The organism is Streptomyces sp. NPDC054813 (genome assembly GCF_053611365.1).
In genome coordinates, this window is record NZ_JBSHAF010000003.1 from 393,444 (window position 1) to 408,463 (window position 15,020).

Annotated in this window: 9 protein-coding genes and 1 riboswitch; of the genes, 5 read left to right on the plus strand and 4 right to left on the minus strand. The window is 72.6% G+C overall.

Features of this window, described 5'->3' with window-relative positions:
• Positions 1 to 8 precede the first annotated feature (8 nt).
• A riboswitch (cyclic di-AMP (ydaO/yuaA leader) is annotated at positions 9 to 182 on the minus strand.
• Between the two features lie 323 nt (positions 183 to 505).
• A complete protein-coding gene (gene pcrA / locus ACWGJB_RS07940; RefSeq protein WP_453379340.1) occupies positions 506 to 2,992 on the plus strand; it encodes a DNA helicase PcrA in 2,487 nt (828 codons plus the stop codon).
• A gap of 94 nt (positions 2,993 to 3,086) precedes the next feature.
• Here the strand turns inward: pcrA and ACWGJB_RS07945 are convergent, their stop codons facing one another.
• A complete protein-coding gene (locus ACWGJB_RS07945; protein WP_453379341.1) occupies positions 3,087 to 4,583 on the minus strand; it encodes a M23 family metallopeptidase in 1,497 nt (498 codons plus the stop codon).
• Between the two features lie 268 nt (positions 4,584 to 4,851).
• Positions 4,852 to 5,706, minus strand: coding sequence for an esterase/lipase family protein (locus ACWGJB_RS07950; RefSeq protein ID WP_453379342.1), 855 nt, complete (start codon positions 5,704 to 5,706; stop codon positions 4,852 to 4,854).
• Between the two features lie 316 nt (positions 5,707 to 6,022).
• On the opposite strand from ACWGJB_RS07950, the gene ACWGJB_RS07955 reads away from it, so the two are divergent.
• Positions 6,023 to 6,439 (plus strand): cobalamin B12-binding domain-containing protein, encoded by a 417-nt coding sequence (locus ACWGJB_RS07955; RefSeq protein WP_453379343.1) that lies wholly within the window; start codon positions 6,023 to 6,025, stop codon positions 6,437 to 6,439.
• A 171-nt stretch (positions 6,440 to 6,610) separates the two neighbouring features.
• Here ACWGJB_RS07955 and ACWGJB_RS07960 read toward each other — a convergent pair whose 3' ends face one another.
• The gene (locus ACWGJB_RS07960; protein WP_453379468.1) at positions 6,611 to 8,245 is read right to left on the minus strand and encodes a DUF5691 domain-containing protein; all 1,635 of its coding nucleotides are present in this window, start codon (positions 8,243 to 8,245) and stop codon (positions 6,611 to 6,613) included.
• Between the two features lie 94 nt (positions 8,246 to 8,339).
• The gene (locus ACWGJB_RS07965; RefSeq protein WP_453379344.1) at positions 8,340 to 9,695 is read right to left on the minus strand and encodes an SWIM zinc finger family protein; all 1,356 of its coding nucleotides are present in this window, start codon (positions 9,693 to 9,695) and stop codon (positions 8,340 to 8,342) included.
• A 132-nt stretch (positions 9,696 to 9,827) separates the two neighbouring features.
• On the opposite strand from ACWGJB_RS07965, the gene ACWGJB_RS07970 reads away from it, so the two are divergent.
• Genes ACWGJB_RS07970 through ACWGJB_RS07980 form a run of 3 tightly spaced genes read left to right on the plus strand, consistent with a single transcriptional unit; the run spans position 9,828 to position 14,532 of the window.
• Positions 9,828 to 10,946: an ATP-binding protein gene (locus ACWGJB_RS07970; protein WP_453379345.1), complete on the plus strand. Its 1,119-nt coding sequence runs from the start codon at positions 9,828 to 9,830 to the stop codon at positions 10,944 to 10,946.
• Positions 10,943 to 13,351, plus strand: coding sequence for a DUF5682 family protein (locus tag ACWGJB_RS07975; protein ID WP_453379346.1), 2,409 nt, complete (start codon positions 10,943 to 10,945; stop codon positions 13,349 to 13,351). The genes ACWGJB_RS07970 and ACWGJB_RS07975 overlap by 4 nt, the downstream gene beginning before the upstream one ends.
• On the plus strand, positions 13,348 to 14,532 hold the full coding sequence (locus tag ACWGJB_RS07980; RefSeq protein ID WP_453379347.1) for a VWA domain-containing protein: 1,185 nt from the start codon (positions 13,348 to 13,350) through the stop codon (positions 14,530 to 14,532). Before ACWGJB_RS07975 ends, ACWGJB_RS07980 begins: the two co-directional genes overlap by 4 nt.
• Positions 14,533 to 15,020 lie beyond the last annotated feature (488 nt).

Below are 15,020 nucleotides of genomic sequence, written 5' to 3' on the forward strand. Positions count from 1 at the left end.
CGGGGGCGACTCCTTCCATGCTCCGCCTACCGAGTTAGCTGTCGGGTTCGGGCGGGTGGTTCGGAAGGGTTGCCCTACGGTCCGTTCCCCGGTGGGAAGTCGGGACCGATTCACCCCAAGGTTCGGTGTGGGTCCCCGGCTCCGGGTGCGCGGCGGCACCCTGGACTCGGCGGAGGCCGTGCGGCCCGGCGACGTTCGCCGGTGGGGGTCGTACGGCCTGCTCGGCACGCTAGCCAACTCGTGTGCTCTGTGTGAAGTTTGATGTGCGATATGCCCGATACATTTTCGTGACCTTGGTGTTGTGGCTCGGCCGGATCGGTTGATCGGGGATGGTCTGCGGTGACTTGTCCGGTGCGGTCGGGGGGTCCGCTCTCCCGGCTGACGGGCACGCCCGCGCTCACGGTGCGTGATCGCTGACCGTGAGGGGCCGATTCTGGTGGGTGACCGGAGCGAGTTTCCGGGGTGGGGACCGGTTGTCGGTGGGGCGCCCTAGACTCGGAGAGCGATGAGCAGCCTCTTTGACGACAGCTTCCTGGCGAGCCTCCAGCCCCCGCGCGGCCACGAGGAGGAACCCCCGCCGCCGCCCGAGGACGAGCACGTACCGGAGCCGATTCCGGACGACCTGTTCGGCGGGCAGTTCGACGCGCCCCCGGAGCGGGACGCCTACTACCGCGACGGCGCCGCCCGCCCGGCCCTGGACCCGGCCGCCCTCCTGGAGGGGCTGAACGAGAACCAGCGGGCGGCGGTCGTGCACGCCGGCGCCCCGCTGCTGATCGTGGCCGGCGCCGGTTCCGGCAAGACGCGCGTGCTCACCCACCGCATCGCGCACCTGCTCGGCGCGCGGAACGTGCACCCGGGCCAGATCCTCGCGATCACCTTCACCAACAAGGCCGCGGGCGAGATGAAGGAGCGCGTCGAGCACCTCGTCGGCCCGCGCGCGAACGCGATGTGGGTGATGACCTTCCACAGCGCCTGCGTGCGGATCCTGCGCAGGGAGAGCAAGAAGCTCGGCTTCACCTCCGCCTTCTCGATCTACGACGCCGCGGACTCCAAGCGTCTGATGGCCCTGGTCTGCCGCGACCTGGACCTCGACCCCAAGCGGTTCCCGCCCAAGTCCTTCAGCGCCAAGATCAGCAACCTCAAGAACGAGCTGATCGACGAGGAGGACTTCGCCGCCCAGGCGAGCGACGGCTTCGAGAAGACCCTCGCCCAGGCCTACGCCATGTACCAGTCGCGGCTGCGCGAGGCGAACGCCCTCGACTTCGACGACCTGATCATGACGACGGTCAACCTGCTGCGCGCCTTCCCGGATGTCGCCGAGCACTACCGCCGCCGCTTCCGGCACGTCCTGGTCGACGAGTACCAGGACACCAACCACGCCCAGTACGCCCTCGTGCGCGAGCTGGTCGGCACCGGCGCGCACGAGGAGGACGTACCGCCGGGCGAGCAGGACCTCCCGCCCGCCGAACTGTGCGTGGTGGGCGACGCAGACCAGTCGATCTACGCCTTCCGGGGCGCGACGATCCGCAACATCCTCCAGTTCGAGGAGGACTACCCGAACGCGACGACGATCCTCCTGGAGCAGAACTACCGCTCCACACAGACGATCCTCTCCGCCGCCAACGCGGTCATCGAGCGCAACGAGTCCCGCCGCCCGAAGAACCTGTGGACCAACGCGGGCGCGGGCGCGCAGATCACCGGCTATGTCGCCGACACCGAGCACGACGAGGCACAGTTCGTCGCCGAGGAGATAGACCGTCTGACGGACGCGGGCGAGGCGAAGGCGGGCGATGTCGCCGTCTTCTACCGCACCAACGCGCAGTCCCGTGTCTTCGAGGAGATCTTCATCCGCGTCGGCCTGCCCTACAAGGTCGTCGGCGGTGTCCGCTTCTACGAGCGCAAGGAGGTCCGGGACGTCCTGGCGTATCTGCGCGTGCTGGCCAACCCCGAGGACTCCGTCCCGCTGCGCCGGATTCTCAACGTCCCCAAGCGCGGTATCGGCGACCGCGCGGAGGCGATGATCGACGCCCTCGCCCAGCGCGAGAAGATCAGCTTCCCGCAGGCGCTCCGGCGCGTCGACGAGGCGTACGGCATGGCCGCGCGGTCGACCAACGCGGTCAAGCGGTTCAACACGTTGATGGAGGACCTCCGTACGGTCGTGGAGTCCGGCGCCGGACCGGCCACCGTCCTGGAGGCGATCCTGGAACGCACCGGCTACCTCGCCGAGTTGCAGGCCTCCACCGACCCGCAGGACGAGACCCGGATCGAGAACCTCCAGGAACTCGCCTCCGTGGCACTGGAGTTCGAGCAGGAGTCCGGGGCGGAGGAGGCGTCGGGCGGCCTGTCCGCCTTCCTGGAGCGGGTGGCCCTGGTCGCCGACTCCGACCAGATCCCCGACGAGGACGAGGACGGCTCCGGCGTCATCACCCTGATGACCCTGCACACCGCCAAGGGCCTCGAGTTCCCGGTGGTCTTCCTGACCGGCATGGAGGACGGCGTCTTCCCGCACATGCGCGCCCTCGGCCAGACCAAGGAGCTGGAGGAGGAGCGCCGCCTCGCGTACGTCGGCATCACGCGCGCGCGGGAGCGGCTGTATCTCACGCGGTCGGCGATGCGCAGCGCCTGGGGGCAGCCTTCGTACAACCCGCCCTCGCGCTTCCTGGAGGAGATCCCGGCCGGGTATCTGGAGTGGAAGCGGACCGGGGCGATGGCGCCGGTGTCCTCCGGGCCCGCGTCGGGCGTGGCGGCCTCGCTCTCCTCGACCCGTTCGCGCTCCTCGGCGTCCGGCGCGTCAGGCTTCGCCACCCGGCGGACCTCGGAGAAGCCGGTGGTCTCGCTGGCCGTCGGAGACCGGGTCAACCACGACCAGTTCGGCCTCGGCACGGTCGTCGGGGTGAAGGGCACGGGCGGCAACGCGGAGGCGACGATCGACTTCGGCGACACCAAGCCGAAGCGGCTGCTGCTGCGGTACGCGCCGGTGGAGAAGCTGTGACCGCACAAGCGCTGTGAGGACAGAAGGCTGAGCCCCGCTGCCACGATCGGGGCTCACTGATCGGGGCTCACTGATCGGGGCTTGCTGACCAGGATCAGGTCGGGTCGAGTCCGTGGCTCCGCAGCCACGGCAGCGGGTCTATGGCGGAGCCCCCCGAAGGCCTGACCTCGAAGTGCAGATGCGGGCCGGTCGAGTTCCCGGAGTTCCCGGAGTACGCGATCGGATCCCCGGCCTTCACGGTCGCACCCGAGGTGACGCGGTACGACGAGAGGTGGCAGTACCAGGTCTCCGTGCCGTCCTTCGCCGTCACGATCATCATGTTGCCGTAGGCGCTGTTCCACTTGGTGGAGACGACGCCGTCGGTCGCGGCCATCACCGTCGTGCCGTAGGAGACGGGGAAGTCGATGCCGGTGTGGACGGACATCCAGTTCACGCCGGCCTGGCCGAAGTAGGCGCTGAGCCCCCGCTGCGTGACCGGGAGGACGTACTTGGGGCGCAGTCGCTCCTTGCGGGCCGCCTCCGCCGCCGCCTTCTTCTTCTCGGCCTCCTGCTGGGTCTTGAGGTCGATGCGCTCCTGGGTCCGGCTGGCCCGGTCGGCGAAGTCGTCGGCGCCCGCCGAGAGCGTCCTCAGCTGGGCGTCCAGTTTGCTGTTGGCGGCGGACGGTTTCACCGACTGCGCGTCCGGGGCGGAGGCGGAGGTGTCCTGGCCCTCGCCGCCGGTCAGGGTGCCTACGGAGGCGGCCGCGATTCCGGCGACCCCCATCACACAGGCCGAGGGCACGGCGACAGTCAGCAGCGCGGAGCGCTTGGGGGGCGTACGACGGCGGGAGCGCGCCCCCGCGCGGGCGCCGGCGCGTGTCGCGGCCGGAGCGGCCGGGGTGACCTCTTCCTGGTCCTCCAGCAGTGGCGTTACTGCAGGTAGCTCACCGGTCGCGGCCAACTCCGCGGCGTCCGTGGAGCCTTCCGTGTACTCCTCGAACTCGCCGTAGGGAACCTGCTCGAACATCTGGGTCGCCGACTGCTCGAAGGGCTCGGCGGACTGTGGCTCGTGCTCGTGCTCGTGTTCCGGCTCCGCGGGCTGCGCCGGGGTGCCGTCGGAGTTCCACTGCGTGGCGTCGTACGTGCCGGTGTCGAAGGCCTGGGTGCCCCACTCCCACTGCTGGGTGGCGCCGGCCAGGTGCGACTGGTCGTGCTGGAGCCAGGCGTTCGCGTCCCAGTGGCCGCTGCCGTCGCCGACCGTGCCCTGTGTCGCGTGCGCGGTCTGCGGCGGGACGGTCCAGGCGGTGCTGTCGTAGGCGCCGGAGTCGTAGGCGGCGTGGTGCTGGGCCGCGTAGGGGTCGTAGTTCAGCGTGTGGTCGCCGGTCGTCTGCCACTGCGTGGCGTCGTACGTGCCGGTGGCCTGTGCCTCGCCGGGGAGGTGACCGAAGAGCGGGTCGCTGTGGAACGAGGTGCTGGTAGCGGCGTGGTCGCCGTACATGGTGAAGTCGCCGTACTGGGCTTCCTGGGTGCCGTACGGCGCGTAGTGCGCCTGGTCGGCGTCGGAAGCCGGGGCCGGGGTGGTCATGGTCCCCGACGGGTGACGGTCGTTCACCAACTTCTCTTTCGCCTCGACAACAGGGGCTGCCAGAGCAGTGCGGCGACTGTACCCGGCGGTATACGGGCGCGACAATCTTCAACAGGTTTCGTGGTTTCGGGAAACGGGCATTCGGCCGTGTTTCGGGGGACGACGGGCGCGGGTTTGGCCTTGTGTTCGAGGAGTGTTCGAGGATGCGGGGGTCTAAGTCGGCGGTGTCGGGCGGTCGTTGCCCGCCCGAATCACCCCAAATGCCCGACTCGCCCGGTTCGTTCTGGGGTCGCCGTCAGGCCACCGTCAGGCCGTCCGCGACCCGCTCCTCCGAGTGCACCTCGTCGAGGGCCTGCCGTATGCCGGTCGCGACCGCCGGGTGGACGGGCAGGGCGAGGTGGCCGATCCCGGTCACCTGCACATTCGTCGCCATGAGGTCGGGGTGGTCGATCCGGGCCGTCTCGACCGGCTCCATCAGTGAGTCGAGGTCGCTCCAGAAGCTGACGAACCGGGTACGGCAGCCGGGCGCGGGCCGGGTCAGCTCCTCGATGACCTCCGAGCCGGGGCGCATCTGCCGCACGATCGGGTGCGCGTCCGCGAGCGGCACGACCCGGGTGCCGGAGTGCGGGGTGCCGAGCGTCACCAGGGTGCGGACGCGGTAGTCACCGCCGAGCCGCTGGACGTAGTAGCGGGCGATCAGGCCGCCGAGGCTGTGTCCGACGATGTCGACCCGACGGCTGCCGGTGCGCTGGCAGATCTCCTCTATGTGCCGGCCCAGCAGCCCGGCGGCGGTGCGGATGTCGCAGGTCAGCGGCGAGTAGTTGAGCGACTCGATGCGCTGGCCGCCGTGCTGGGCGAGGGTGCGGCGCAGCAGGACGAAGACCGAGCGGTTGTCGATGAACCCGTGCAGCAGCACGACCGGCGGGGCCGTCCGGACCGGCAGCAGGGCCGTGCCGTCCTGCGGCGCCGGCTGCGCGGGGGAGCGGCGCTCCGGGGTGAGGCCGGTCGGGTAGAGCAGCAGGTGCCCGGCCAGGATCGCGGCTTCCAGCGCGGTCGACTTCAGGAGGGCCAACGACAGGCCGGCGAGTCTGCCGGGCAGAAAACGACGGCAGAGCGGGAGAAAGGGCTCGAGTGCCGCGGTGACCTTCATCGGCCGACCTCCTGTCGGCGCGCGGAGGACGGCTCTGTCCCCCGTGTGCCCTCATGGGAGGCCGAGCGGAGGTGGCGAGGGTACGACGACGGGCCGCGTCGCGTGCCCCTGTTGCCCCCGCGGACCACGCTGCGGCTCCCTGACGTGTCCCACTGTGTGTGATTTCCCCCTCGGTAACCTCCGCGAAACTGCCGGTTGCGGGATGCTGGAGATAACGTTCGTTCACTGGGGACGGGTGGCGGAACGTGCCAAATGTGCGGTACTTCTCGGTACGCACGCATGCTGGCGTGTTCGTTTCATGGTCATGGAGGCAGTGATGGGTGTGGCAGCCGGTCCGATCCGCGTGGTGGTGGCCAAACCGGGGCTCGACGGCCACGACCGCGGGGCCAAGGTCATCGCGCGGGCGTTGCGCGACGCGGGCATGGAGGTCATCTACACCGGACTCCACCAGACGCCGGAACAAATCGTCGACACGGCCATCCAGGAGGACGCCGACGCGATCGGCCTCTCCATTCTCTCCGGCGCCCACAACACCCTGTTCGCCGCGGTCATCGACCTCCTCAGGCAGCGTGACGCCGAGGACATCCTCGTCTTCGGCGGCGGCATCATCCCCGAGGACGACATCGCCCCCCTCAAGGACAAGGGCGTCGCCGCGATCTTCACGCCGGGGGCGACGATGACGTCGATCGTGGAGTGGGTACGGGAGAACGTCCGGCAGCCCACGGAGGCGTAACCAGCGTTCACGTCACGGCGGCCCGGCCCGGCCCGGACGGACCCGATCCGATCCGTCCTGACCCTGGCGACCGGGCCAGGACGGCCGGGCCGCGTCCGGGCACGAGGCCGTTCGCGTCGCCGGTGGCTCGGCGGCGCGGCCCCCCCGGGGAGGCGTCGCGGCATCGGACGCTCAGTCGCCGGCCGGCCCCAGCTCCTCCAGCATCACCGCCCGCAGCCTCAATGTCGTCGCGAGCCGTTGGAACGCCTCCGCCCAGTACCCGCCGGCACCCGGTGACGCGTCCTCCCCTTCGTCCGGCACCGCCAGCAACGCGTCCAGCCGGCCCGCTTCCGCGGGATCCAGACAGCGCTCGGCCAGGCCCATCACCCCGCTGAAGCTCCAGGGGTAACTCCCCGCGTCCCGCGCGATGTTGAGGGCGTCCACCACGGCCCGGCCGAGCGGCGCCGACCACGGCAGGGCACAGACACCGAGCAGCTGGAACGCCTCCGACAGGCCGTGCGCCGCGATGAACCCGGCCACCCACCCGGCCCGTTCCGTACCGTCCAGCGTGCCCAGCAGCTTGGCCCGTTCGGCCAGGGACACCGCGCCCGGACCGCCCGCCTCCGGCGCCGCCGGGGCCCCGAGCAGCGCTCTCGCCCATTCGGCGTCCCCCTGCCGTACGGCGGCCCGGCACCAGGCCGCGTGCAGCTCGCCCTGCCAGCCGTCCGCGACCGGAAGCGCCACGATCTCCCCGGGCGTACGGCCGCCGAGCCGCGCCGGCCAGGTGGCGAGCGGGGCCGCCTCCACCAACTGGCCCAGCCACCAGGACCGTTCACCGCGTCCGCTCGGCGGTTTGGCCACCACCCCGTCCCGCTCCATGCCCGGGTCGCACTCCGGTGGCGCCTCCACGGCCATCACCGGGCCGTCCCCCGTGTGGTCGACGGCCACACACGCCCCGGCCCGCACCGCCATCCGCCCCGCCAGCGCCGAGCCCGGCAGCGCGGACAGCAGCTCCGCCGCCGTCGTTCGCACGTTACGGCTCCGGTCCGACAGCGTCAGTTCCAGGAACGGCTCGTCCCCGGCGGCCAGCCCGGTGCGCAGCGAGTCGAGGAACATCAGCCGGTCCTCCGCCCGCTCCGTCGCCCAGGTCCCGGCCAGCAGCTCGCGCGCCGCATCGGGCGTACGAGCCCGCAGCGCCGCCAGCAGCGCGACCCGCTCGGCGAACAACCCCTCCTGCCACAGCCGCCGTATGGCATCCATGTCCTCGGGGCCGGGCAGGCTCGCGCCGCCGCCCGGGGCCGCGCGCAGGGCGAACCGCCAGTCCTGGTTGAACCGGGCCAGCCACAGGGCGCGCGGCCCGGCGAAGGCCAGCGCGGCGGGCCGCAGGTCGGTACGGCCGCGGGCCGCGTCCAGCAGCGCGGGCAGCGTCTGCGGGGGCGCGGCGAACCCGCGCGCGTTGGCCGCCGCGAGCCACTGGGGCAGCAGCTCCATGAGGTCGGGCGAGGCGCCCCGGCGGCCGCCGGTCCCGGTGCCGGGACGGTCCGAGAGCAGCATCGCCAGCCTGCGCGCCGCCGCGGCCGGCAGCACGGGGCGCGGGTCCGCTGGCGCTGGTTCGGGGCGGTGCGCGGCCTGCGCGGGCCGCAGTCCGGCCCGTCGTCGTACGGTCGCCACGGCCGCCTCGTCCAGCAGGGCCACCGGAGCCTCCCGCCCGGGCCCGCCGGTCGCGGGCGGACGCCGGTCCGTGCCCAGCAGGGCCGTGGTGACGAGGTCTTCCCAAGCGGTCACGGGGTTTCCCTTCTGCGAGTCGGCGGAGTTGTGCGAGTTGATCGGGTGCCTCGAGCCGGCCCATGTCTGTGAGCCGGTCGGGTCCCGTGAGCCGGCCCAGCTCTGTGAGCCGGTCGGGTTCCGTGAGTCGGTCGGGTCAGCACAGCGGTACTGCCTCGCCCGTGTGCTCCGGCCAGGCCGTCAGTGGTGTGAAGCCGCGGTGACCGCACTCGCCGAAGACCGTGACCGGTGCCCCGCCGGAGAGCGCGACCAGCCGCCACAGACCGGGTCGGGAGCGGGCGGCGGGGGAGAGGGGAAGCGCCAATTCTCCCTCTGCATCGGCCAGTTGCCAGGAGCCGCCGTCCTGGACGGGCACCACCCGGCCCAGCGTCACCGGCACCGAGTCCAGCCACGGGTCCTCCCGCAGCGCCTCCCCGTACCGGGCCGCCGCCTGGGCCGTCGTCATGCCGGGCGGCCGGATCGAGAGGGGCGCGGGCGCGGCGAACCGCTCGCCCAGGGCCGCCCGGTGCTCGCCCGCGCCGGGATAGGCGGACAGCTCCGCCTCCAGGGCGAGACCGACCGGCAGCGCCAGCTCCGGGGCGCGGCCGGCCGCGCCGTAGGAGAGGAGCAGCGCCGTACGGCCAGAGTCGGCGCCGTGCAGCCAGATCCGGCGGGTCGTCAGCTTCGCGTCCGCCGTGTCGTACTGGGCGAGGACCAGCCAGCGGTCGCGCACCGGCGGGCCGTCCGCCGTGGCGGGCAGGCCGATACGGGAGCGGACCGTGGCGGCGAGGCTCTCCGGGAGCCGGTCGCGGCGCAGCCAGCCCTGGTCGAGGAGGTGCAGCAGGGCGCATTCCTCCAGCAGCCGCACCGGCCAGCCGGGCCCGGAGCCCGGTATCGCACCCAATTCCCGTACCCGCGCGGCCAGCCCGGGCGCCTGGGCGTCGACCATGCGGGCCGCCGTCTCCTCCCACAGCCCGTACCCCGCCTGTTCGGCCGCGGCCAGGCCGCCGCGCAGCAGGTCGGTCAGGCGCTGCTCCAGCTCGGTGGCGCCCGCCGTGACCCGCTCGGCCCGCCGCTCCGCCCGCCGCCGGGCCGCCTCGGGATCAGCGGCGGCCGGGGAACTCCCGCCGCTCGCCGCCCGTTTGTCCGTCGCGCGCTTGCGCCGGCCCGCGATCCACTGCTCGGCCCAGTCCGGCGGCTCCGTCACCGTCGGTACCGTGTCGTCCTCGCCCGCCCACAGCAGGAGCAGCCCGAGGGCGTGCTTGCAGGGGAACTTCCGGCTGGGACAACTGCACTTGTACGCGAGCCCGGCCGGGTCCGCGATGTCCACGATCGTCTGGTACGGCTTGCTGCCGCTGCCCTTGCACAGTCCCCATACGGTCCCCTCCTCGCAACTCCCCGCCTCGGACCACGGCCCCGCCGCTCCGAGCTTGCTTCCCGCCTTGCGTGACGCGGCGTCAGGAGCCAGTGCCAGCACCTGGTCCGCACTCCAGCGCACCCCCTGCTGAGTCATGTCATCGAAGGTAGATCCCCCCACTGACAATCGACCCTGCGAGAGTGTTTGCGCAGGTCAGAGCGATTGTCAGTGGCGTGGTGCACGGTGGACACCAGATCCGAACCGGCCGAGCTGGAGGGGGCCTCAGCCATGACTGTGTCCGTGGAACCGACCGACCCGACGACCACCGAGGGTGCGCTGCGACCGCACGCCGAGCACGCCTTCGCCGTCGAACTCGCCGCGCTGGCCGGACAGGACGACCGGCCGCGCCCGGCCCGCTGGAAGATGTCGCCCTGGGCGGTGGCCACCTATCTCCTGGGCGGCACCCTGCCGGACGGCACGGTGATCACACCGAAGTACGTCGGCCCGCGCCGTATCGTCGAGGTCGCCGTCACCACCCTCGCCACCGACCGTGCCCTGCTCCTGCTCGGCGTGCCCGGCACCGCCAAGACCTGGGTCTCCGAGCACCTGGCCGCCGCCGTCAGCGGTGACTCGACCCTGCTGGTGCAGGGCACGGCCGGCACCCCGGAGGAGGCGATCCGCTACGGCTGGAACTACGCCCAGCTGCTGGCCAACGGCCCGAGCCGGCACGCACTGGTGCCGAGCCCGGTCATGCGGGCCATGGCGGAGGGGATGACGGTGAGAGTCGAGGAGCTGACCCGGATCCCGGCCGACGTACAGGACACTCTGATCACGATCCTGTCCGAGAAGACCCTGCCGATCCCGGAGCTGGGGCAGGAGGTGCAGGCGGTCCGCGGCTTCAACCTGATCGCCACCGCAAACGACCGCGACCGGGGCGTCAACGACCTCTCCAGCGCCCTGCGCCGCCGCTTCAACACCGTCGTCCTGCCGCTGCCGGAGAGCCCGGACGCCGAGGTCGACATCGTCGCGCGCCGCGTCGACCAGATCGGCCGCTCCCTCGACCTGCCCGCCGTGCCCGAAGGCATCGAGGAGATCCGCCGGGTCGTCACCGTCTTCCGGGAGCTGCGCGACGGCATCACCACGGACGGCCGTACCAAGCTGAAGTCGCCGAGCGGCACGCTCTCCACGGCCGAGGCGATCTCCGTCGTCACCAGCGGTCTCGCCCTGGCCGCCCACTTCGGCGACGGCGTGCTGCGGGCCGGCGATGTCGCGGCCGGCATCCTCGGCGCGGTCGTCCGCGACCCGGCGGCCGACCGGGTCATCTGGCAGGAGTACCTGGAGACGGTCGTCCGCGAGCGGGACGGCTGGAAGGACTTCTACCGCGCCTGCCGGGAGGTGAGCGCATGAGCGACTCCGCGCGGCGGCGGACCGGGCCGCTGCTTCTCGGGGTACGGCACCACGGGCCCGGATCCGCACGGGCGGTGCGGGCCGCCTTGCAGACCGTCCGGCCGAAGGCCGTGCTGATCGAGGGGCCGCCCGAGGCCGATGCGCTGATCCCGCTGGCCGCCGACCCGCAGATGCGGCCCCCGGTCGCCCTCCTCGCGCACGCCGTGGACGAGCCCGGCCGCTCGGCCTTCTGGCCGCTGGCCGACTTCAGCCCCGAGTGGGTGGCCATCCGCTGGGCGCTGGAGCACGAGGTCCCGGCCCGCTTCATCGACCTGCCGGCCACGCACACGCTGGCGTGGGGGAGGGCGGGTGAGGAAGCGGCGACGCCGGTCGACGCCGAGAGCGGTGCACCCGACGCCGAGGCCGGCGAACCCGAGGCCGGGGGCGGTGAGTCCGACGCAGATGAGTGGATGCGGGTCGACCCGCTGGCCGCCCTCGCCGAGGCCGCCGGTTACGACGACCCCGAGCGCTGGTGGGAGGACGTCGTCGAGCACCGGGGCGGGGCCGGGGAGCGGGAGCGGGACGTGCTCGCGCCGTTTACCGCGGTGGCGGAGGCGATGGAGGTACTGCGGGAGACGTACGGGGTCGGGGGGCGCGACCGGGACCCGGTGCGCGAGGCGTACATGCGGCTCCAACTGAGGGCAGCTCAACACGAGTTCGGCGAGGACGTGGCGGTGGTGTGCGGGGCGTGGCATGTGCCGGCGCTGCGCGCGCGGAGCACCGTCGCGGCCGACAAGGAGCTGCTGAAGGGCCTGCCCAAGGTCAAGACCGACCTGACCTGGGTGCCGTGGACCAACCGCCGGCTGGCGCGGTCGAGCGGATACGGCGCCGGCATCGACTCACCGGGCTGGTACGGGCATCTGTTCCGGGCCCCGGACCGGCCGGTCGAGCGGTGGCTCACCAAAGTCGCCGGACTGCTGCGCGAGGAGGACCGGATCGTCTCCTCGGCGCATGTCATCGAGGCGGTACGGCTGGCCGAGACCCTCGCGGTGATGCGTGGCCGCCCGCTGCCCGGCCTGGGCGAGACCACCGACGCGGTGCGGGCGGTGCTCTGCGAGGGCTCGGACGTTCCGCTGGCGCTGGTGCACGACCGGCTGGTGGTCGGGGACATGCTGGGGGAGGTGCCGGAGACGGCGCCCGCGGTTCCGCTGCAGCGCGACCTGGCCCGGGAGCAGCGCCGTCTCAGGCTCAAGCCGGAGGCGCTGGAACGGGAGTTGGAGCTCGACCTGCGCAAGGAGACCGACGCCGGGCGCAGCCGGCTGCTGCACCGGCTGCGGCTGCTCGGCATCGGGTGGGGTGAGCAGGCGCAGTCGCGGGGGAGCACGGGTACGTTCCGGGAGACCTGGCGGCTGCGCTGGGAGCCGGAGCTGTCGGTGCGGGTCGCCGAGGCCGGGGTATGGGGGACGACCGTCGAGGGTGCGGCGACGGCCAGGGCCGAGGCCGACGCGGTGCAGGCGATCGCCCTCGCCGACGTCACCGCGCTCGCCGAGCACTGCCTGCTCGCCGCGCTGCCGGACGCGCTGCCGGTGGTGATGCGGGCCCTCGCGGACCGGGCGGCGCTGGACACGGACGTCGGCCAACTCGCCCAGGCGCTGCCGGCCCTGGTCCGTTCCCTGCGCTACGGCGATGTACGGGGTACCGACACCGGGGCGCTCGCCGAGGTGGCCGCGGGTCTCGCCGAGCGGGTCTTCGTCGGGCTCCCGCCGGCCTGCGCCGCCCTCGACGCGGACGCGGCGGAGGAGATGCGGGGCCATGTGGACGCGGTGCACACGGCGGTGGGGCTGCTCGGGGAGCCCGGGACGGGGGCCGATTCCGGCGGCCGTGATCTGCGGGGCCGCTGGCGGGCGGTGCTGCGCACGCTGGCGGGGCGGGACACCGTGCCCGGGGTGCTGCGGGGGCGGGCGGTGCGGATTCTGCTGGACGAGGGAGAGCTGGAGCCGGAGGAGGCGGCCCGGCTGATGGGGCTGGTGCTCTCGCCGGGGACTCCGCCCGCGGACGCGGCCGCCTGGGTCGAGGGGTTCGTCGGGGGTGGCGGGGGCGGCATGCTGCTCGTCCACGACGAGCGGTTGCTCGGCCTCGTCGACACCTGGCTCACAGGGGTGCCGGCGGACGCGTTCACGGACGTACTGCCCTTGCTGCGGCGGACGTTCTCGGCGTACGAGCCGGGAGTGCGCAGAACGATCGGCGAGTTGGTGCGCCGCGGGCCGGGGGAGCGGGCGGATGCGCCCGGGCAGGCCGGCGGGACACCGGGATTCGGCGTCGAGGCGGACGAGGAGCGCGCCGCCGCCGTACTGCCGGTGCTGCGGCTGCTGCTCGACCTCGACGGAACGGCACCGGACAACGACCTCGTGGGGGTGGGGAGATGACAGCAGACCTGACGGGCGGCGGCACCGGCCTCGACGACACGGCCCAGGAACGGCTGCGGCGCTGGCGGCTGGTGCTCGGGGGCGAGGCCGCCGACGGGACCGGCTGCACGTTGTCCGGACGGGACGCCGCGATGGACGGGACGCTGGCCGCGCTCTACGGGAAGGGGGACAGACCGCAGTCGGGCCGGGAGCGTTCGGCGGGGCTGGGGGCGTCGGCGCCGTCGGTCGCGCGTTGGCTCGGGGACATCCGGACGTACTTCCCGTCCTCCGTCGTCCAGGTCATGCAGCGCGACGCCATCGACCGGCTGGGGCTGGCCGCGCTGCTGCTGGAACCGGAGATGCTGGAGGCGGTGGAGGCCGACGTGCACCTGGTCGGCACGCTGCTCTCGCTCAACAAGGCGATGCCGGAGACGACGAAGGAGACGGCACGGGCGGTCGTACGCAAGGTCGTCGATGATCTGGAGAAGCGGTTGGCCACCCGCACCCGGGCCACCCTCACCGGCGCTCTCGACCGCAGCGCCCGGATCAGTCGGCCGCGCCACCACGACATCGACTGGAACCGCACGATCGCGGCCAACCTCAAGCACTACCTGCCCGAGTACCGGACGATCGTGCCGGAGCGGCTCATCGGGTACGGGCGGGCGGCACGGTCGGTGAAGAAGGAAGTGGTGCTCTGCATCGACCAGTCCGGGTCGATGGCGGCCTCGGTGGTGTACGCCTCGGTGTTCGGGGCGGTGCTGGCGTCCATGCGGTCCATCGACACCCGGCTCGTCGTCTTCGACACGGCGGTGGTCGACCTCACCGACCAGCTCGACGACCCGGTGGACGTCCTGTTCGGCACCCAGCTGGGCGGCGGCACGGACATCAACCGGGCGCTCGCGTACTGCCAGTCGCAGATCACCCGGCCGACCGAGACCGTCGTGGTGCTCATCAGCGACCTCTACGAGGGTGGGATACGGCAGGAGATGCTGAAGCGGGTCGCGGCGATGAAGGCGTCGGGGGTGCAGTTCGTGGCGCTGCTCGCGCTGTCGGACGAGGGAGCGCCGGCCTACGACCGGGAACACGCGGCCGCGCTCGCCGCGCTCGGGGCACCGGCGTTCGCCTGCACGCCCGATCTCTTCCCCGAGGTGATGGCCGCGGCGATCGAGAAGCGGCCGATTCCGGTACCGGACACCTTGTGAAGGAGACCGCATCAAGTCAAAGAGGACTTGTGAACCGGACATGATTATCTGATGGTGATGGGGGCTTGCGCGGCGGTGGGCCGGGCGTGCGAGGATCGACGCCCGCGTGGCGGTCCGTGTTCTCCGGGCCCTCGCGCCGCATCCCTGCTTCGCGTCCGCGTTCCGCCGCACCGGAGGATCCTTCCCGTCGTGACCTCGCCAGCCGTTCTGCCCGGTTCCGCCGCGTGTGAGTCGCGTACGGCGGCGGGGCGGCGTGCGCTGCAACTGGCGTTGCTGGCCGGCGGACTGCTCGCGCTCGGCCTTCTCTGCGGAGGGCGGGCGCAGGCGGCCGAAGGGGCGCAATCGGTGCCGTCGACGCCGCCGTTGACGTCCTTGGTGAGTCGGCTGGGCGTGGACAGGATCCTCCCGCCCAGTGAGACGGCGCGGGACGGGAGAACGGCGCCTGCCGGGAGAACGGCGCCTGACGAAACCACGGCACACGAGACGGC